Annotated in this window: 20 protein-coding genes; 11 read left to right on the top strand and 9 right to left on the bottom strand. The window is 66.8% G+C overall.

Translation table 11 applies throughout. The features are described 5' to 3' along the window. Nucleotides 1–24 precede the first annotated feature (24 nt). Nucleotides 25–639 (bottom strand): outer membrane beta-barrel protein, encoded by a 615-nt coding sequence (locus ACE3P0_RS16005; RefSeq protein WP_374403725.1) that lies wholly within the window; start codon nucleotides 637–639, stop codon nucleotides 25–27. Nucleotides 640–805: 166 nt separating this feature from the next. On the opposite strand from ACE3P0_RS16005, the gene ACE3P0_RS16000 reads away from it, so the two are divergent. Continuing rightward, nucleotides 806–1,144 carry a hypothetical protein gene (locus ACE3P0_RS16000; RefSeq protein WP_374403724.1) on the top strand — a complete coding sequence of 113 codons (339 nt, stop codon included), beginning with the start codon at nucleotides 806–808 and terminating at the stop codon, nucleotides 1,142–1,144. A gap of 20 nt (nucleotides 1,145–1,164) precedes the next feature. Continuing rightward, the gene (locus tag ACE3P0_RS15995; protein WP_374403723.1) at nucleotides 1,165–1,425 is read left to right on the top strand and encodes a hypothetical protein; all 261 of its coding nucleotides are present in this window, start codon (nucleotides 1,165–1,167) and stop codon (nucleotides 1,423–1,425) included. Nucleotides 1,426–1,561: 136 nt separating this feature from the next. Here ACE3P0_RS15995 and ACE3P0_RS15990 read toward each other — a convergent pair whose 3' ends face one another. Then, nucleotides 1,562–3,196: a methyl-accepting chemotaxis protein gene (locus ACE3P0_RS15990; RefSeq protein ID WP_374403721.1), complete on the bottom strand. Its 1,635-nt coding sequence runs from the start codon at nucleotides 3,194–3,196 to the stop codon at nucleotides 1,562–1,564. 268 nt (nucleotides 3,197–3,464) lie between these two features. Between ACE3P0_RS15990 and ACE3P0_RS15985 the strand changes: the two genes are divergently transcribed. Both ACE3P0_RS15985 and ACE3P0_RS15980 read left to right on the top strand, forming a co-directional pair. Beyond that, complete coding sequence (locus ACE3P0_RS15985) at nucleotides 3,465–5,564, top strand: C1 family peptidase (RefSeq protein ID WP_374403720.1); 2,100 nt, start codon at nucleotides 3,465–3,467, stop codon at nucleotides 5,562–5,564. A gap of 13 nt (nucleotides 5,565–5,577) precedes the next feature. Further along, nucleotides 5,578–6,693, top strand: coding sequence for a low specificity L-threonine aldolase (locus ACE3P0_RS15980; RefSeq protein WP_374403719.1), 1,116 nt, complete (start codon nucleotides 5,578–5,580; stop codon nucleotides 6,691–6,693). Here ACE3P0_RS15980 and ACE3P0_RS15975 read toward each other — a convergent pair. After that, nucleotides 6,690–7,583 carry a LysR family transcriptional regulator gene (locus ACE3P0_RS15975; protein WP_374403718.1) on the bottom strand — a complete coding sequence of 298 codons (894 nt, stop codon included), beginning with the start codon at nucleotides 7,581–7,583 and terminating at the stop codon, nucleotides 6,690–6,692. The two genes, ACE3P0_RS15980 and ACE3P0_RS15975, sit on opposite strands and share 4 nt — an antisense overlap. Before the next feature lie 125 nt (nucleotides 7,584–7,708). Here ACE3P0_RS15975 and ACE3P0_RS15970 point away from each other — a divergent pair, with 125 nt between their 5' ends. Next, nucleotides 7,709–8,452, top strand: a complete 744-nt coding sequence (locus tag ACE3P0_RS15970) for an SDR family oxidoreductase (protein ID WP_374403717.1) — start codon at nucleotides 7,709–7,711, stop codon at nucleotides 8,450–8,452. Nucleotides 8,453–8,518: 66 nt separating this feature from the next. On the opposite strand, the gene rlmF is transcribed toward ACE3P0_RS15970, so the two are convergent. From rlmF to ACE3P0_RS15950, 4 genes are read right to left on the bottom strand one after another with little or no spacing between them, the layout of a single operon-like run. Beyond that, nucleotides 8,519–9,520 (bottom strand): 23S rRNA (adenine(1618)-N(6))-methyltransferase RlmF, encoded by a 1,002-nt coding sequence (rlmF, locus tag ACE3P0_RS15965; RefSeq protein ID WP_374403716.1) that lies wholly within the window; start codon nucleotides 9,518–9,520, stop codon nucleotides 8,519–8,521. A 47-nt stretch (nucleotides 9,521–9,567) separates the two neighbouring features. After that, complete coding sequence (locus tag ACE3P0_RS15960; RefSeq protein ID WP_374403715.1) at nucleotides 9,568–9,951, bottom strand: diacylglycerol kinase; 384 nt, start codon at nucleotides 9,949–9,951, stop codon at nucleotides 9,568–9,570. A 21-nt stretch (nucleotides 9,952–9,972) separates the two neighbouring features. Further along, nucleotides 9,973–10,221, bottom strand: a complete 249-nt coding sequence (locus ACE3P0_RS15955; RefSeq protein ID WP_374403714.1) for a hypothetical protein — start codon at nucleotides 10,219–10,221, stop codon at nucleotides 9,973–9,975. Nucleotides 10,222–10,239: 18 nt separating this feature from the next. Beyond that, nucleotides 10,240–10,701 (bottom strand): TerB family tellurite resistance protein, encoded by a 462-nt coding sequence (locus ACE3P0_RS15950; protein WP_374403713.1) that lies wholly within the window; start codon nucleotides 10,699–10,701, stop codon nucleotides 10,240–10,242. A 109-nt stretch (nucleotides 10,702–10,810) separates the two neighbouring features. Between ACE3P0_RS15950 and ACE3P0_RS15945 the strand changes: the two genes are divergently transcribed. Then, on the top strand, nucleotides 10,811–11,707 hold the full coding sequence (locus tag ACE3P0_RS15945; protein WP_374403712.1) for a LysR substrate-binding domain-containing protein: 897 nt from the start codon (nucleotides 10,811–10,813) through the stop codon (nucleotides 11,705–11,707). A 35-nt stretch (nucleotides 11,708–11,742) separates the two neighbouring features. Here the strand turns inward: ACE3P0_RS15945 and ACE3P0_RS15940 are convergent, their stop codons facing one another. After that, the gene (locus ACE3P0_RS15940) at nucleotides 11,743–13,584 is read right to left on the bottom strand and encodes a glycoside hydrolase family 31 protein (protein WP_374403710.1); all 1,842 of its coding nucleotides are present in this window, start codon (nucleotides 13,582–13,584) and stop codon (nucleotides 11,743–11,745) included. Between the two features lie 33 nt (nucleotides 13,585–13,617). Beyond that, nucleotides 13,618–14,073 (bottom strand): cytochrome c, encoded by a 456-nt coding sequence (locus tag ACE3P0_RS15935; protein WP_374403709.1) that lies wholly within the window; start codon nucleotides 14,071–14,073, stop codon nucleotides 13,618–13,620. A gap of 223 nt (nucleotides 14,074–14,296) precedes the next feature. Here ACE3P0_RS15935 and ACE3P0_RS15930 point away from each other — a divergent pair, with 223 nt between their 5' ends. The 5 genes from ACE3P0_RS15930 to ACE3P0_RS15910 all read left to right on the top strand — a co-directional run. Further along, nucleotides 14,297–14,452: a hypothetical protein gene (locus ACE3P0_RS15930; protein ID WP_374403708.1), complete on the top strand. Its 156-nt coding sequence runs from the start codon at nucleotides 14,297–14,299 to the stop codon at nucleotides 14,450–14,452. An 18-nt stretch (nucleotides 14,453–14,470) separates the two neighbouring features. Beyond that, a complete protein-coding gene (locus tag ACE3P0_RS15925) occupies nucleotides 14,471–16,501 on the top strand; it encodes a histidine kinase (protein ID WP_374403707.1) in 2,031 nt (676 codons plus the stop codon). A 45-nt stretch (nucleotides 16,502–16,546) separates the two neighbouring features. After that, on the top strand, nucleotides 16,547–17,044 hold the full coding sequence (locus tag ACE3P0_RS15920; protein ID WP_374403706.1) for a GNAT family N-acetyltransferase: 498 nt from the start codon (nucleotides 16,547–16,549) through the stop codon (nucleotides 17,042–17,044). A 57-nt stretch (nucleotides 17,045–17,101) separates the two neighbouring features. Beyond that, entirely contained in the window at nucleotides 17,102–17,854 is a 753-nt protein-coding gene (locus ACE3P0_RS15915) for a LytR/AlgR family response regulator transcription factor (protein ID WP_374403705.1), read from the top strand. A gap of 85 nt (nucleotides 17,855–17,939) precedes the next feature. Beyond that, the coding region (locus ACE3P0_RS15910; protein ID WP_374403704.1) for a PQQ-dependent sugar dehydrogenase at nucleotides 17,940–19,109 on the top strand (1,170 nt) is incomplete at its 3' end.

Raw genomic sequence — 19,109 nt, 5'->3', positions numbered from 1 at the left:
GCATTTCGGTCCGGATAGATCCAGTCAGAACGGCACCGACACCCCAAGCATCCCCTCGCCCTGCGTAAAGAGATCCCCCTGGATCTGCAGCACGCAGCCGCCTGAGCAAAAGAGGCCGCCGCTGCTGTTGATCAGCGTCGAGTAGAAGCGGCCTTCGAGGCGCAGCGCGGCGTGCTTGCCGAGCATGAACTGGTAGCCGACGCCGAGGTTCATCGAGGGCCGCAGCTCATTGCCGTAGCCATCGCCTTCGAGCGCGAGCAGCGTTCCGCCAAGGCCGCCGACCACGTAGGGGCCGCTGCCCACCGGGCCTTCAAAGAAGTAGGTGCCGCCGAGGTGGAAGTAGGTCACCGCCAGTGGCAGCGTGGCGGCCGTCTTCGGCGCAGCGGTTTGCGTGTAGTCAAGGTGCGAGCGCTGGTGCGACAGGAAAAGCTGCAACTGCCGGCTGTCGTCGTAGGGCAAGTCCAGCGCAATTGCGCCGGTGCCGGAGCTTTCGACCTTGAGGTTCTCTCCGGTCGTGCTGTTCTGGAAGTTGCCGCCGCTGCGGAAGGCACCGTATGCGGTGATGGCGCTGTCCGCCGCCATGGCGGGGCACGCAATCAGCGCGGCAAGCAACAGCGGGCAGGAAAGTCGGGGTGTCATGATTTCGCCAATCAGCGCGGCCATTCCGCAGCCCGGATTCTGCCGCGTCGAGCGCACAGCTGGCGAGCGAAACGGCGCGCAGCTTGCGCCAACCCGCGTCCGACGCTCGCGCCGGCTTGCTCACCGCCCTAGAATGCAGCGATCCACCGCAACTGGAAGCCACGCCATGCGACTCGCCCTTCGAACCTGGATCGCCGTACTCGCGGCGCTGACCATGACAGCCGCCTGCGTGAGCTACCCGGCACCGCCCGCCCCGTCGAAGTACGAACGCGCGTGGAATGCTGCACTCGGTGGCGTGCAGGATGCCGGCGTGACGATCATGCACGCGGAGCCCAACAGCGGCCTGATCCGCGGCACGAAAAACGGTATCGACGTGACGGTCACGGTGACCCGCCTGCCCGACGGCGCCGTAAAGGTGCAGTTCGACTCCAAGGGCGAGACGAAGAACGACCCGCAATTGCCGGAGCGCTTTTCGCAAGCCTACGACCGGCGAATGGGCCGCTGAGCACACCGGGGCACGGCACGATGCGGCACCGGACGATCCCTCTCGCTGCACTGCTGGTGCTCGTCGCCAGCGCATGCACGCGCAACCCGGACGCCGATCTGTGGGACTGCCAGTTCGCGGTGCAGAAGGACAACGCAGGCCGCTCTGCCGCGGACATCGCAGAGCGCGAACAAAGCATCGCCGCGTGCATGGACGAGCGCGGCTACCAGCTCGACAGCAGCAAGCATGCGTGCACCACCGGGTCCGTTACCCCGCAGTGCTACCAGCGCAAGTCCGACTGACTCGATCTGCGCCCCGGACTCGGGCTTGAGCATCGGCCGCGCTTCACGGGCGATCGCAACACAAGGAGCCGGCTTGCGCTGCGCATGAACGCAACGCGGGCGCGATGCGTTCGCGCCCGCTGAAGACCGGTGAGTTTCAGGTCTTGAAGTAGCCCACCTGTGCATCGAGTGCATCGGCGCTCGCCGACAACATGCGCGCGGTGCCCGCAGTTTCCTGCATACGGCCGTTGGTCTGCTCGATCATTCGCGCGATGTCTTCCACACGCTGCGCGATGCTGGTGGAAGCCTCGCTCTGCTCGCGGGTGGCATCGGCCACATCGCGAATCCGCTCCAGCGTCTGCGTCGCACCGTCGCGGATCGCGCGCAGTGCTTCGGCTGCGCTGCTGGCCAGTTGCACGCCCTCGTCCGCCTGCGGCATCGCGGCCTGCATCACATCGGTGACGGCGCCCGTCTCGCTCTGGATCGCCTGGATCATGGTCTCGATTTCCACCGTGGCGCTCGCAGTACGCTCGGCAAGCTTGCGCACTTCGTCCGCCACAACGGCGAAGCCGCGCCCCTGCTCACCGGCGCGTGCGGCTTCGATCGCGGCATTGAGCGCGAGCAGGTTGGTCTGGCCCGCGATGTCCTTGATCACCGAGGCGATGCCGCCGATCTGGCCGGCGCGCTGCGCCAGCACCTCGATCCGCGTCGCAGCATCCGTCACAGTGCCGGAGAGGGCCTGGATGCCCGCGCAAGCACGTTCGACCTGGGCCTGCCCTTGCTGCGCAAGGCGCGCGGCTTCTTCCGAGTAGGCCTGCGTGTCGTGCGCCGAATCCGAGATATGCCCGATGCTGACGGTCATCTCCTCGACCGCGGCTGCCATGCTCGACGTGGCATCCACCTGCTGTTGAGCGAGCTCCGCCACATGGCCCGATACCGCCGCAATGTTCGAGGCCCCGTCGCGCATGCGGGCCGATTCGCCGCGAATCTTTGCGAGCACGTCGTGGATTGCCATGCGCGCGATATCGAACGATGCCAGCACGCTGCCCGGCGCCGCACGGCCCACGCTGGCGGTCAGATCGCCCTTCGCAGCTTGTGACATGACCTCGATGGCCTCAGCCGGTTCGCCGCCGATCTGGCGCAGTACGCTGCGCGACACTGCCCAGCCGATGCCACCGACCACGCCCAGCACGCCGATGAACAGCGCCACACCGGCGATCAGCTCATCGCGCATCTGCCGCTCGACGTCATCCATCCATGCGCCGGTGCCGACGAACCAGTTCCATGGCTCGAAGCGCATCACATACTGCAGCTTGGGCACCGGCTCTGCGCCGGCCTTGCGCGGGAACATCGAATCGACAAAGGCATCGGCACGACCGTTGAGCGCGTCGATCAGATCCTGCACCGGGTAACGTCCGCGACCATCACGAAGGGTTTGCGCAACGTTGGTGCCGATCAGTTCCTTGCGCACGTGGTAGCGGTTCACGCCATCCATCTGATAGACGTAGAGGTACTCGGTCTTGTGGTCCTCGCCGCCGTAGCGGATCAGCGCAATTGCGTCGAGCGCCGCCTTCTGTGCCGCGTCACGCGGCATACCCTCGGCCTCCTTGGCTTGGTAGAACGCCATCGCGTGGTGGGCCGATTCGACCACCGCGCGAATGGTGGCCTTGCGGCCTTCGATCATGGTGTTGCGTTGCTCCAGCGCTGAGGCAATCAGCAGCACCAGCACCGCGGCACAGGCGCTGCCGAGCATCACTAGGATCTTGGTTTTGAGTTTGAGTGCGTCCAGCATGGTGGTGTTTCCTTCTAATATGCGCCGGTCCTCAGACCGGCACTGACAGACGGATTACGGCCGGTACACAGAAGAATGGCGCGTAGTTCTACGTAGCGCCGCCAACTTGCGCGATGACGTTTGCGTTGGGTCAAACGCCGCCCGCGCCTGCCAGCGCGTTGCGCGCTGCAGCATCCGCAAGCAGGCGCGCGATGGCGCGCCCGATTTCCCGTTGCAGCGCGCCCCTGCTAGCCTGAAGGCAACGATCCCTTCTGAGGAGCCCACCGTCATGCCCGAACGCACGCTCAAACTCGGCAGCCGCCTGATCCTGCTCGACGCACGGCCGGACCGGCTCGATCTGCGCGACCTGCCCTACCGCCCGCCGGTGATGAGCCTGCCGCAACGCTGGCCCGACGACGCCGCCGTAACGAAGCTGCTGCCGGCCTATCGCAAGGCGGGCCTCGTGCTCGATCAGAAGAAGGACGGCGCCTGCACCGGATTCGGCCTTGCCGCGGTGGTGAACTTCCTGCGCTGGCGTGCAAGCGGCTTCACACTCGATGCCTCGCAGCGCGTGAGCCCCTGGATGTTCTACCAGCTCGCCCGTTTCTACGACGAGTGGCCAGGCGAGCGTTACGAGGGTTCGTCGGCGCGCGGTGCGCTGAAGGGCTGGCACCGGCACGGCGTGTGCCTGGAATCGCTGTGGGGTGCGCGTGGGCGGCGGCCGAACTCAAGCTGGGCCCAAGATGCGGTGACGCGGCCACTGGGCGTGTACTACCGCGTCGATCGCCAGTCGGTCGTCGACATTCAGGCCGCGATCGCGCAAGCCGGCGCGGTTTACGTCGCCGCAAACGTGCATGCAGGCTGGCATCTGAAGCCGCGCAAGGGCACGGCGCGGGTGTCGCACGCCACGCTGCCGGCCATCGCACGGCAGCCCGGCATGGGCGGCCATGCGTTCGCGCTGGTCGGTTACAACGAGAACGGCTTCGTGGTGCAGAACTCGTGGGGCGAAGACTGGGGCGCCGGCGGTTTTGCGCTGCTGCCTTACGAGGACTGGGCCGACAACGGGCTCGACGCGTGGGTCGCGGGTCTGGGTGTACCGCTCGCGATCGGCGGCGCCAACGGTCAGCGTAGCGCGCCTGCGCAGAGCCGCCAGTACTTCGTTGCATCGCGCAGCGGCGGCAGCGGCCTGCTGTCGGCATCGGGCGATGCACTGGCCGCGCGCGCCCATGTCTGGAGCGAGGAGACGGCCTACTGGCACACGCTGGTCACCGGCAACGACGGTACCCTGCTGCGCCGCTTGCCGCAGGTTGCGGACGGCGCCGACAACGCGCGCTTCGTCGCGTACGAACAGCCGCTCGCACGCTTCAAGGCGCAAGCCAAGGGCAGCCCGCGCCGGCTGGTGGTGTACGCCCACGGCGGGCTCAACAGCGAAGCGGACTCGATCAAGCGCATCCGCACCCTCGGCCCGGCCTTCGACGACAACGGCCTGCATCCGCTGTTCGTCACCTGGAAGAGCGGCTGGGCCGAAGTCATCGGCCAGATGCTGGCCGACGGCTTCCGCAAGCACTTCCCCGGCGAAGCCGAGCCGGTTCGCGGGCTGGGCGACCGCGTTGTCGACGCCACCGACCGGGCGCTCGAAGCGCTCTGCCGGCAGTTGCTGGTGCGCGCGATGTGGAGCGAAATGAAGGAAAACGTCGCCCGATCGGAAGCCGACGGCCGGGGCCTCGACGTGCTGGCGGCGCAGATCGCAGCGCTCGCGAAGAGCGCCGGCGCCGGCTTCGAACTTCACCTCATCGGCCACTCCGCGGGGTCCTTCGTCTGCGGGCGGCTGCTGAGCGAACTCGCGCAACACGGACTCGGCGCAGCAAGTTGCACGCTCTACGCGCCGGCCTGCGACATCGACTTCGCGCTGACCCACTACAAAGCCGCCGTCGATGAAGCGCGCCTGCCGGCGGCGCGCTTCAACATCCACACCTTGTCCGATCAGCGCGAGCTCGACGATAGCGTCGGCCCCTACCGCAAGTCGCTGCTCTACCTCGTCAGCCGTGCGCTGGAGCGCTGGCACAAGACACCGCTGCTGGGCATGGCCACCGCGTTCGACCCCGCCTGCAATAGCGGCGAATACTGGCATCGCGATGCGCTGGCGGGCCTCGCCACCTGGCAGGCCTTCTGGTGGGACAAAGCGCCGCCGCAGGAATTCGCCAACGACCCGACGCAACTGCCTGACGGCCGCCTGCATCTGCTGGACGCCACGCAGGTCAGCAACGGTGAGCGACAGATCGCCAGCGCGCACGGCTGCTTCGACAACAGCGTGGACATCATCCGCCGCACGATCGAGGCCATCACCGGCAGCGCAGCCGTTGCCCCTATCGGCCCCCTCAACGATTGAACGGAAGTGCCCAGTGAAAACCCGATCCGAAACGCCCCTCAGCGCCGCGGACGTGCTGCCGCACTGCCAGCACATCCTCTCCGGCGCCGGCGCGCGCCGCACGATGCGCGAGGTCTTGCACGAGATTGCCGATTCGCTCGATGGCAACGAGTATTTCGACAACTACGGCGAAGGCGACTACCTCGCCGCGTTCGAGGCCGAAGTCGCCCAACTGTTCGGCAAGGAAGCGGCAGTGTTCATGCCCTCCGGCACGCTGGCGCAACTGATTGCGCTGCGTGTGTGGTGCGGGCGGCGCGGCAACTTCAGTGTGGCGATGCACCCCAGCGCGCATCCCGAATTCGCGGAGCACGGCGGTTATCACTTTCTGCACGGCATGCACCGTTTGCAGTTTGGTGCGCCGGAATTCGCCGCCGAACGCATGCCTGCCGCCAAGGACTTCGAAACCTTGGGCGAGACACCCGGCTGCGCCCTGCTTGAGCTGCCCTGTCGGCCGCTCGGTGGCCAGTTGCCGCCCTGGGATGACATCCTCGCCTTGCGCGACTGGGCCCACGCGCGCGGCGTGCCGCTGCATCTGGATGGCGCGCGGATCTGGTCGTGCCGGCCGTTCTACGGCAAGTCTTACGCAGAGATCGCCGCGCTGTTCGACAGCATGTACGTGTCCTTCTACAAAGACCTCGGCGGGCTCAGTGGCGCGATGCTGCTCGGCAGTGCAGATTTCATCCGCGAAGCGCGCGTGTGGCAGGTGCGACACGGCGGCCGCTTGCGCACGCAAGGCCCCTTCATCGCTGCGGCGCGTACCGGCCTGCAGCGGACGTTGCCGCAGATCGACCAGTGGGTGGCGCACGCACAGGCTGCCGCGGAAATCCTCTCGCGCTTCGATGCGATCACGATCAACCCGAGCGTGCCGCAGGTGAACTTCTTCCAGCTCTACATCCGGGGCGACGCCGCCGCGCTGACCGCACGCCACCACGTCCTGGCGAAGGAAACCGGCGTCTTCCTGTTCCAGGCGCTGTCGCCCTCCGTGGTACCCGGCCTCGCGCGCACCGAGATCCACTGCTGGGCGCCGGCGATGGACTTCGACCTCGACCGCCTCGCGCCCTTCATCGAACGCTTGCTCGCTGCCGACTAGGGCACGGACAGCGCGCTGACCAAGGCGTCGAACACCAGTCGGATGCGTGCCGGCACCGGGCCGCGCTGCGGCCGATAGAGATAGAGATCCCACGGATCGGGCGCCAGATCCTGCAGCACCGGCACCAGGCGCCCGGCTGCAATGTGCTGATCGGCGAGAAAGTCGGGGATCTGCCCGAAGGCGATGCCTGCCAGCACCGCGGCAGCCTCGGCCTCGGCGTCGTCGCACATGAACGCAGGCTGGGCGGGGGCGGCGTGCTCGCCGTCCGCAAACAGCCACGGCCACGCACGGCCAGTGTTGCGGTCAACCATGCCGGTCGTCGGCACGCGGTCCAGCTCGGCAATGCTGGCCGGCAAGCCGACGCGCGCAATCAGCGCTGGCGTGCCGACGACACGGAAATGCACTTTCGCCACGGCGCGTACAACAAAGCGGTTGTCGCGCGGAAAGCCGATGCGCAAACCAATGTCGATGCGCTCGTCCACCACGTCGACGATCTGGTCGTTCAAACGCACGTCGAGCTGCAGTTGCGGATGCGCGCTACCGAGCGCCGTCAGCACCGGCAGCACGCGCAGGCGGCCGATGCTGCTTGGTGCGGTAAGACGCACCACGCCGGCGAGTTCGTTCTGCTCCTGATCCTTGGCGCTTGCGAACAGCGCGTCGAGCTCGCCCACGCAGGCCCGAGCCCGCGCCGCCAGCGCTTCGCCAAACGCCGTGATCTGGATGCGCCGGGTGTTGCGGTGGAACAGCAGCTCGCCTTGCAGTGCTTCGAGCTCGTGGATCGCGCGAGTCACGGCCTGCGGCGAGATGCCCAGCCGCATCGCAGCCCCCTTGAAGCTGCCGGCATCCGCCGCGGCGCAGAAAACACGCAGCATTTCGAGTCGATTGAGCATCGGCAAAGAATTCCAATTATTGGAATTCTGAAATCCTAACACTTCCATTTATTGGCATTTCGACCACGCCCATACTGCACGGCATCGCGGGTCGCCGACCCGCCCAAGCATTGGAGCCCCGAAACATGAGCAAGAACATTGAAGGCAAAGTGGTCGTCATCACCGGTGCAAGCAGCGGCCTGGGCGAAGCCACCGCGCGCCACCTCGCCGCGCTCGGCGCAAGCGTCGTCCTCGGCGCGCGCCGCGTGGATCGCCTGAATCAGATCGCAGCAGAGATCCGCGCAGCCGGTGGCAAGGCCGAAGTGGCCGCCGCCGACGTGACGAAGGCCGACGATCTGCGTGCGCTGGTCGACACCGCGGTGCGCAGCTTCGGGCGCATTGATGTGCTGATCAACAACGCCGGCCTGATGGCGATCGCACCGATGAGCGAAACCCGTGTCGAGGAATGGGACCGGATGATCGACATCAACATCAAGGGCGTGCTGTACGGCATCGCCGCCGCGCTGCCGGTGTTCCAGAAGCAGGCGTCAGGTCACTTCATCAATGTGTCGTCGGTTGCCGGCGTGAAGGTGTTCAGCCCGGGCGGCACGGTCTACAGCGGCACCAAGTTCGCGGTGCGCGCAATCAGCGAAGGCCTGCGCCACGAGGTCGGCGGTGCGATCCGCACCACCACCATCCTGCCGGGTGCGGTGGATTCGGAACTGAAGCTGGGCAGTGGCCATGAGGCCAGCGCACAGGCAGTCGGCGAGTTCTACAAGATCGCGATTCCGGCCGACTCGGTCGCCCGCGCCATCGCGTACGCCATCGAGCAACCCGCCGAGGTGGATATCAACGAGATCGTGCTGCGCCCGACGGTTCAGGATTTCTGATCCATCGCGTTCGCTGAGGCACCGCGCCAGCGATTTACGCTGGCGCGGCGACGCCGGGGCGGTCGCTCAGGCGCGCCGCTCGTCTTCGTCGTAATAGGTCCAGGCGAGGATGCGGCTGCGCTTCTGCCCCTGCGCCATGTCGATCACGCGATGCTCGCGCGCGCCCGCCGCACGCAGCGCGCGCAGCGCCACCGGCAGCGTCGTCGCCTTCGAGACAAGGCTGCTGAACCACAGGCACTGCTCGCTGTAGTCAGCGCTCTCCGCAATCATGCGGCGGATGAAGCCTTCCTCACCGCCGGGGCAGTGCAGCTCGGCGCCGTGCCCACCGAAGTTCAGCCGTGGCGAGGCGGCATCCGGATCGTCCTTGCCGAGGTTGCGCCACTTGCGTTCGCTGCCGGCACGCGCTTCGGCAAGTGAAGCGTGGAAAGGCGGGTTGCACAGCGTCAGGTGGAAGCGCTCACGCTCGCCGATCATGCCGCGGAAGATCGCACGCGGATTCCCTTGCAAGCGCAGTTCGATCGCCTCGGCGAAACGCGGGTTCGCGTCCAGCATCGCCTGTGCGCAGTCCAGAGCCGCGCGGTCGATGTCGAAGCCGACGAAATGCCAGCCGTATTCGCCGTGGCCGATCAACGGATAGATGCAGTTCGCACCGACCCCCACATCGAGCACCCGCACCGCATCGCCGGTTGGAACCTCGCCACCATGCCGCTCGGCCAGCAGATCGGCGAGGTAGTGCACATAGTCGGCGCGGCCGGGAATCGGCGGGCACAGATACTGCGGTGGCAATGCCCAGTGATCGACACCGTAGTTGAACTTCAGCAGCGCCGCATTCAAGGCGCGCACCGCAGCCGGGTCGGCGAAGTCGATCGAGTCATCGCCATACGCGTTGCGCGCCACGAAGCGCGCCAGCTCCGGGCTGCATCCGATCAGTTGCGCGAAGTCGTAGCGGCCGCGCTGGCGGTTACGCGGATGCAGACCACTTTTGTTGGGCGGCAGTCGGCTGGCAGGTGTCGGCGTGGGGCGCATCGGGTAAGCAAGGTAATCCGCCCGGCGGCGGCAAGCCGGCATGGTAAAGCAAGCCGCAGTCTGCCGGCCGACGCGCGCCGGCACACGATTCAGAGGCGCGCCCAGATTCGGGTGGCTTCAAACGCAATCACCAGCGCCCAGATCACGATGCTCACGCCCACCGCCGCTGCGGCGATGTCCTTGATGATTCCGATCTTGTCGTTGTGCTGCACTTCAACGAAGTCGCACAGCGCTTCGATGGCGCTGTTGAACAACTCCGCCATCAGCACCAGCCCCGTCACCAAGAGGATCAGGATGACATCGACCCAGTTGCGAAGCAGGAAAGCCCCGACCAGAACGACGGCCGACAGTACCAGCTTATAGGCGACGCTGAAGTCGTAGGCCACCGCATAGCGCAAGCCGGCGATGACGGTGCGGCACTTTCGCAAGGGGTGATAGCCAGGCTCACCGGTGCCGAGGAATTTATTGCGCATACCGGTAGTGGCGGCCCTCGCTCACAAGCTTGCGATGTCGCGGTAACTGCGCAGGCGCGCGTCCTGCGCCTGGCGATCGGCGCGCAACGGCGGCGCGTCGGTGGTACGCACCGCATCGCTGAAGCTCACGCGATAGGCCTCTTCGATCTCGGGCATGTCGGCGCGTTCATCGGCGGGCACGCGATCGCGCCGCGCCGCCAGATCGCGCAGCCACGGCGAGCGCGCCAGGCTGCCCACCGCAAGGCTGAACGGACGGTCCACCGGGTTCATGCCCTGCCCCCGGGGCGTTCAGCCAGCAACCGCCGGCATGGCCGGCTGCCCGCTGTCGAAACGCCGCAGCCGGCTGGCGTTGGCGACGTCGTACAGATCGAGCCCCCAGCATTCCATCGCGTGGCTGACCAGCACGGCCTCGCCATCAGCCAAGCGGCCATCGGCATTCACGATGTCGAGCACCGCGCGGAGCATCCGCTTGCGTGTCAGCGGGTCGTGGATGTCGGCCAGCAAGGTGTCGATCGTCTCCTCGTCGAGTTCGATCTGGCCGAACGCACCGCGGTTGGCCGACACGAGCATGTCTTCACAGAACTCTCGCACCACACGCTCGAAGCACGAGTTATCCAGCCCCAGGCGGGCCACCACTTCGTGGCGTTCCAGCGCTTCGATCTCGTTGAGGTCGATCGCGCCATCGGCGAGCAGCGCGAGCGCAACCAGGCGGGCTTTGGCTTCAGGACTGTCGATGGGGTAGTGGCGCATGGTTTGTCTCCAGTTCGTGGTGGCTATCGGGTTCGGAGAGAGATTGCCAAGCGTCGCGCATTAACTCCAATTAAACTAGCAAAGACTCAGCATTAGTTAGAGCAAATACATGCCGCGACGGCGCATCACCTTCCGCCAACTCGAAACCTTCGCCGCCGTGGCGAAGCACCGCAGTTTCACGCGCGCGGCCGATGCGTTACACCTGACACAGCCGGCGATTTCGATCCAGGTGCGGCAGATCGCCGACACCATCGGCCTGCCGCTGTTCGAACAGCAAGGTCGCGATCTGACGCTGACCCGCGCCGGCGAAGAACTGATCGACACCGTGCGCAGCCTCGACGATGTATGGAACCGCTTCGAATCGGCGATCGACGAGATCAAGGGTCTGCGGCGCGGGGTGCTACGGGTCGCGCTGGTCACCACCGCCAAGTACTTCCTGCCGCGCATGCTCGGAGCGTTCTGCAAGCGCTATCCGGAGATCGACATCCAGCTGGAGATCGCGAGCCGCGACCAGATCGTCGCCCGGATGCGCGGCAATCAGGACGATCTTTACGTGATGTCGCATCCGCCTGCGGATCTGGAGATCGTGTCCTACCCGTTTCTCGACAACGAGTATGTGGTGATTGCCCCGGCCGACCATTGGGCGGTCGGCCAGAACGTGGCACTGCGGGCGCTGGCGCAGGAGCCCTTCCTGCTGCGTGAAGCGGGCTCCGGGTCGCGGCTGGCGATCGATCAGCATCTGCGCGAAGTGGGGCTGACACTGAACGTGCGGCTATCCCTCGCGAGCAATGAGGCAATTCGCGAGCTGGTTGCGAGCGGCCTCGGGCTCGCGGTGCTGTCGCGCCATGCCTTGGGCGAACACCTCGATCCGGCGCGCGTGGCGGTGCTGGCGGTATCCGATTTCTCGCTCAAACGCCCCTGGACCGTGGTTCACCTGCGCGGCAAGGTGCTCTCGCTCCCCGCGCAAGCCTTTCTGGACGCGCTGCTGCATACCGGGCTCGCCTAGGGGCTGCCCACCTTGGCGCAACCGCGTTAGGTGGATCAGCCGAGGCGCTCGAACATCGGCAGCATGTCGAGCGGCGCCGGGTAGTCGCGCAGCCAGCCACCGGGGTGTTCTGCACCACGCCAGTCATCGCGCCAGCGGCCGGGCGGCAGCCAGACGTCGCGTGCGGTCTGGCCTTCGACCAGCACCGGTGCGACCAGCAGATCGTCGCCGAGCAGGTACTGGTCGCCAATCGCCGCCGCTTCGGCGCGATCCGGCGCGGCCCAGATCATCGGCCGGATCGGCGGTGTGCCGTCCAGCGTCGCTTGCTTTGCGGCGGCGAGCCGGCGCGGTGCGAGCGCGACGTGCAGTTCGGCATAGCGGCGGCAGATCGCGTCGACCGACTCGCCCAGCTCCCAGGGCGGGATCGAGAACTGGATCGCCAGCATCGGCGCGCAGGCCTGGGTCCAGCGGATCATCAATTCGGGCGACACGGTGTTGCCGTAGGCGTTGCCGCCGACCATGTCGGGCAGCACGAAGGGGTAGCCGACCAGGCCCAGTGCAAGCGCCTGCGTGACGACCGACGCGAGGCCGTTGTCCTCGCCCCAGGTGCTGAACTTGTCCCACTGGCGGTAGAGGATCGCGTTACGCTGGCCGCGCCAGCCGCAGCGCGCCTCGCCATAGGGGAAATGCGTGGCGGCGAATCCGGCCCACAGCCGGCTGTATTCGCTACGCTCGATCGGCGTATGCGTGGCGGCATCGGCGGGCAGGAAGTTGGCCTCGCCTGCGTCGAACTTGTAGCCCGCGATGCCGCTGGCAGCCTGCAGCGCCTTGAGCTTGTCGGCCCACCAGTCGCACGCCGCCGGGTTCGTCAGATCGAGCAGGCAGGCTTCCCCCTGCCACCAGCGCACCGGATATGGCGAGCCGTCGCCCCGCTTCACGAGGTAACCGTGGCGCCCCGCTTCTTGAGCATTGGCGGTATCGGCGGCGAGAAATGGCGTGATCCACAACGTGGTGGCAAAGCCCAGTTCGCGCAGCGTCGCGACCGAGCCGGCGGGGTCGGGGAAACGTTGCGGGTCGAACTCGGTCGCGCCGTAGGCGGCTTGCCAGCGGTCGTCGATTTCGAGCGTGGCGCCGGGATAGCCGTGGCTGCGGATCGCGCGCGCGAATTCGAGCACCCGCTCGGCGTTGATGTCGGCCTTGTACTTGGCCCAGGTGGTCCAGATTGGCGCGGCGAGCAGCGGCTCGGGCGGCATCGCCGTCGGGTGACCGATCACGCCAAGCGCAGCGCGGTAAGCCGCTGGCAGATCGGCCGCGGCGATCAATCGCAAGCTCGTCGCCTGCTCGGTGTGCAGCACAAGCCGCCGCGCCGCCGGGTCGCCGCACAGCGCGGGGCGCACGCCGTCCGCTTCGAATACCGAGACCCAGCCACGCGTGGCATCAGCATTGGCGTCAGCAGGCGGGTTGATGCCAGCGTGCAAGGATTCGCTGAGCTGCTCGGCCTGGATCGCGAGGCCGCTGGAAGCGAGCCACAAGGCCTCCTGGATGCAGCCGTGGCCGGCGGGGCCGTTATCCCAGCTCATCAGCGGTGCGGGGGCCAGGCTCATGCGGTCGAGCGGAAAGGTCTGCCGTACGAAGCTGCCCTGCCCGTACCAGTGGGCATGCGCGGGAAGTTCGATGTTCAGCGTGGCGCCGGCCGGCAAATGCAGCAGCCAGCCGGCGCTGACCGGCTCCGCGAGAGCCACCGCAGGCCGAGCCGGCGTTACCGCATCGCCGACCTCGAAACACTGCGCCGACTCACCGGGGCGAAGCTCAGCGAGCACACTGCCGTATCGGTAAAGCGCTGCGCGTTGGCCCTCGGGCCGCAGCGTTACCGCGTCAAACGGCGGCTTACCCGTCATGGCGTTGATTCCTTCAGCCAGCCCGCAGCACGATCAGGACTGGCGGAACTGGTCGTGGCAGCGGGAGCAGGTCTGCTCCAGCTTGTGCGCGGCCGGCTTGATCGCATCGAGCGAGCGTTTGCGCGAGGCCTCGAGCAGCGCATCGGCGTCGTCCTGGATCTGCTTGGCCAGCTGGTGGAAGGCTTCCGGTTTCTGCCACACCGCATCGGTCGCACGCCCCACGTCGCCCGCCTGCTTCATCTCCGGAAACAGCGGCCACGGCTGGCGCGACAGCCGCTGGATGTCTTCCGCGTAGCGAATCGCAGCGTCCGCGTCGAAATCCTTCGTCTCCTTCACATAGGCCAGCAGGCGTTCGCGCGCCTTGGTCATTTCCTTGAACACCTTGCGCCGCTGCGCCACGGGTGAATTGGGGTCGCCCCGGTCGCAGCCGGCAAGGCCGCACAGCGCGGCGACAAGGAGAAGCGAGGGCAACAGGCGCAACGAGAACATCGGAACTCCACAGGCAAGAGATTGGGTACGGACCACCGCATCCGGCCCACCATGATGCCAGCCCGCCGCGGCACACGCAGGCCCGCCACCAATCATCCGGCAATTCTGCATTCCATCCCAGGCGCGCTGCAGTTCGTCGCAACCCGGCTGCCGCCCGCCTCGCTTCACCGTAGATTGCCCCGCAACGGCCACCACCCCGGCCGCCCAAGCGCGAGGCCACACAATGAAAGGCTCCACCCTGATCGCCCTGCTGACCGCCGGTGCGATCCTGCTCTTCGCCGCAGTCGCCTTCGGCGGCGAACTGCCCCCCTTCCCCGGAACGCTCTCCGGTATCGTCGTGGTCTCGGCCACACCGAGCCTGGCCCACGAGGCCTGCTGAAACGGGTACGGAAACACCATGACTGAAGAAGCCAAAGACACCCACAGCAACGAAACCCACAAACGGGTCGAGGGCTGGATCCGCCGCACTGACTGGAGTTCGCTGCTGCTGGCCGGATTCGGCGTGCTGGTCGCGCACCGCCTGATCGGTGCCACGCTGGGCATGCGCGCCTGGATCTCGGTAATCACCGCCGCCGCGCTGACGATGGCGCTGTTCGGCTGGAAGCTGTGGCTGGTCGGCCCCGACAGCCTCAGAACCGAGTTTCGCGAACGCTGGCAACGCCTGTCCGACTGGCTCGCGGTGGTGGGCTGGTGGCGGCTGATCTTCGTCAGCGTGTTCGGTTTCATCGCCGCCGGCATTGCTTCCGACGCGCTGTCGGGCCGCGGCGAGTTCATCGGCCTGGTGTTCGCCGCGATTCTGGTACTGGTGGCGACAAAGATCGCGCGTGGTGCAAAACCCCGTGGCAGCGTGGCAATCGATGCCGCAGTGGGTGGCAAGTCGGTCAACATCGGCGAGCACGGCATCGACGTGATCAAACGCAACCCGGACGGCAGCATCGCCAAGCAGGTGAAGATCGGCGTCGAGGGCATTTCGGTGCAGCGCGGCGCCGGCACGACGTCGGCCTACGAGGCGGCAAACGCGGGCAACGCGGCGGCCGATGACGGCGCCCGCACCTGGCTGCAACGCCTGACCTGGGGCCGGCTGATGCTGGTCGGCCTGCTGCTGCTGATTGCCGCCGGCATCGCGAACAGCCTGATCAAGCCGGACAAGCACTCGGTCGTCAAAATCATCCGCGGCGACAACGGTGACAGCACCGCCAGCATGCCGGCGCCGCCCAAAGCGCCCGTCGCCCCCAAGGCGCCGATGGCCCCCAATGCCCCCATGCCGTCACCCACGCCGGATGCCAGCAACGCAGCCGACGCAGCAGCAGACGCCGCTGACGCAGCTGCAGACGCGGCGGACGCAGCCGCTGAAGCCGCCGATGCAAGCGCGCCGGTGAGCGCGCAGTCCGCCCCGACGGCGCGGCGCAAAAAGGATTCGCAGGATGTGAAGATCGGCCCGCGCGGCATCGAAGTGATCGAACGCGATCGCGACGGCAAGGTCTCGCAGCATGTGAAGATCGGCATCGACGGCATCAAGGTCACCGACGGCGCCGAGAACACCGACGTCGACATCAGCCTGCCGGAGCTGCGCAATGTGCCGGGGCTCACGCCCGAGAAGGCGCAGGCGATCGAGGACCGCATCCGCAACGAGGTCGAGGCCGCCTCAGAACGCGCACAAGACACGCAGCGCACGATCGACTTTGCGCCGATCGCCTTCCTAGTGGTGGTGAGCCTTGCCATCATGAAACTGCTCGCTGGCGGGAAGCGCCGTGCGGAGCTCGATGCCGGCAGCGCCCGCGTCGCCGCCGACATGGCGCGGCTCGAGCGCGAAGCGGCCGACGCCAAGCTGCACGCGATGCAGGCGCAGATCGAACCGCACTTCCTGTTCAACACCCTCGCCTCGGTCGATCAGCTGATCCGTACCGATCCGCAACGCGCCTCGCAGGTGCAGAAGACGCTGATCCAGTACCTGCGTGCGGCGATTCCTCAGATGCGCGACGACGCCCAACGCAGCACGCTCGGCCGCCAGGTGAAGATGTCGCAGGCCTATCTGGAGATCATGCAGGTGCGCATGGAAGAGCGGCTCGCGTTCAGCTTTGATGCGCCGGAAGGCCTCAGCTGCGCGGAGTTTCCGTCGATGATGCTGCAGACGCTGATCGAGAACTGCATCAAGCACGGCCTTGAACCGAAACCCGAAGGTGGCCGTATCGATGTGAAGGCGGAAGTCGCCCGCGGCAAGCTGCGCGTGAAAGTCAGCGACACCGGTGTCGGCTTCACCGCAGATGCCAAGGACGGCGTCGGCCTCGCCAACATCCGCGAGCGCCTGCGCCTGCTCTACGGCAACACCGCATCGCTGACGCTCACACCGAACGAAGGCGGCGGCACTGCCGCCACGATCGAATTGCCCTACCGCGACGACGACGCGCAGCAGACGAAGGTTTGCTGACACCACCGGCCCACCCGAAAGGGTGGGTCCACAAATCAGGCCACGATGCCCACAGCGCCCCAAATCGAACTCGTCGCCGCAGGTCCGGACGACGTTGAACGCATCGAAGCGTTGATGCAGTTCTACAACTACGATCTGAGCGAAACCTGCGAAGTCCGCTTCAGCGAGGCGGGCAGCTACGCAATCCGCCCAAAGCGCGATTACCTTGCGCAGCCCGGCACCAGTGCTTACCTGATGCGGGTTGACAGCGAGCTTGCCGGCTTCGCCATCGTCGATGCGGAATGCGAGCATGCAGACAGCGACCTCAACCTCGGTTACTTCTTCATCGCTCGGCGCTTCCGCGGCCGCGGACTCGGCAGCGCCGCCGTGCGCCAACTGTTCCGCCTGCACCGGGGCAACTGGGAGATCTATCACCTCGCGGCCAACCACGCTGCCGGCGCCTTCTGGCAACGCGTGCTGGCGGCCTGTGCGGTGGATCGACTGGAATCTTCTGCCAGGACGATCCATGGCGAAGCCTGTGTCCTGTTCCGCTTTAAGGTGTGAGCGCGCTCCGCGATAATTCTGACCATTCCCGACTGCCTCACCGACGAGAGTCCAACCATGCCCACCGCCCTGATCGCCGACGACGAACGCCTGATGCGCGACCAGATCCGCCTCGCGCTGGCCGAGGCTTGGCCGGAGCTTCAGATTGTTGGTGAAGCCAAGAACGGCGACGAAGCCGTGGAGATGGCCGAGAACCTGAAGCCGGACATTGCGTTTCTCGACATCCGCATGCCCGGCCGGACCGGCCTGGAGGCGGCACGCGAGGTGTGCCAGCACGCCCATGTGGTGTTCGTCACCGCCTACGACCAGTACGCGGTAGAGGCCTTCGAGCGCGGCGCCGTCGATTATTTGATGAAGCCGGTCGAGCAGGATCGGCTGGCGCGCACCGTCGAGCGCCTGAAGGCGCGCCTGGTCGAACCGCCGCCGGATCTGAACCAGATGCTGATGAAGCTCGCCGGCAGCATGAACGGCGGCACGCAGAAGAGCTACCTGAAGTGGATCCAGGCCAGCGTCGGCAACGCGATCCGCATGATCGCGACGCGCGAGATCCTGTTCTTCACCGCTGACGAGAAATACACCCGGGTGCAGACCTGCGAGTTCGAAGCCCTGATCCGCAAGCCGATCCGCGAACTGGTGGCCGAACTGGACCCGGACGAGTTCTGGCAGATCCACCGCGCGACCCTGGTGAAGGTGGATGCGATCTCCGCCGTAACGCGCGACGAGCGCGGCCATCTGATGGTGGCGGTGCGCGGCAACCCCGAGAAGCTCGAAGTCAGCCGCAGCTTCGGCCATCTGTTCAAGCAGATGTAGCCGCCCGGCATATTGCGGCTGCCCGCCGGGCGCCGCATCATGGCGCACCCGCGCCGTTCGGGGCCGGGGCTGCCGGGGGGCTGCCATGAACACTGTGATCAAGTCGTACGCTGCGGCCGCCCGCGCCTTTGCGCGGCGTGGCCACTGCCTTGCGTTAGCCGCCAGCCTGCTGATGCTCGCCTGCGGCGGCGGAAGCGGCGACGCCGCAACGCCAACGCCCCCCACGCCCCCCGACCCGCCGCCGCCCACCACTGCACCCAAGGCGGTGGTGCTCAACGACACGCTCAGCGCCCCGTGGGGACTCGCCTTCCTGCCCGATGGCCGCATGCTGGTCACGCAGAAGGCGGGGTCGATGGTGATTCTCAGCGCAGACGGCGCCACCGTGCAGGCCACGCTCAACAATCTGCCCGCCGTGGCGAACGGGGGCCAGGGTGGCTTGCTCGACGTTGCACTCGACCCCGATTTCGCGAGCACGCCGTGGATCTACTGGAGCTATGCCGAACCCGGCAGCGGCACCGAGGCGGGCCTCGCCGGCACCGCGGTCGCGCGCGGCCGGCTGGTCGGCGATGCACTGCAGGACATCACGGTGATCTACCGCCAGGTGCCCAAGGTCAGTGGCAGCGGCCACTTCGGCTCACGCCTGGCATTCCGCAGCGACAAGACGTTGTTCGTCACGCTCGGCGAACGCCAGAAGGGCAGCCCGGCGCAAGACCTCACGACCAGTCTCGGCAAGATCATCCGCCTCAACCGCGACGGCAGCATCCCGAGCAATAACCCGAACTTTGGCGTCAGTGGCGCGCGGCCGGAAATCTGGAGCTACGGCCACCGCAACCCGCAGGGCGCCGCGATCCACCCGGACACCGGCGAGCTGTGGGAAACCGAACACGGCCCCCAAGGCGGCGACGAACTGAACCTGATCCGCGCCGGCAACAACTACGGCTGGCCGATCCGCAGCTACGGCTGCAATTACGGCGATCCGGTCGGCGACACCTGCCGCATCGGCGGCGGCACCCATGCGCCCGACTACACCGAACCCGTCAGCTACTGGGTACCCACCTCGATCGCCCCTGCCGGCCTGATGTTCTACACTGGCAACCGCTTCCCCGAGTGGCACGGCAACGCCTTCTTCGGCGCGCTGGCCGGCACCGCGCTATGGCGCGTGGCATTGAATGGTGCGCAGGAAAGCTCGCGGGAGAAACTGTTCGAATCGCTCGGCCAACGCATCCGCTACGTGAAGCAAGGGCCGGACGGCTGG

Source organism: Niveibacterium sp. (genome assembly GCF_041909475.1).
In the GTDB taxonomy this organism is placed as follows: Bacteria; Pseudomonadota; Gammaproteobacteria; order Burkholderiales; family Rhodocyclaceae; genus Niveibacterium.
Note: the sequence above shows the minus strand (reverse complement) of the source record. Positions and strands in the feature narration are given on the sequence as shown.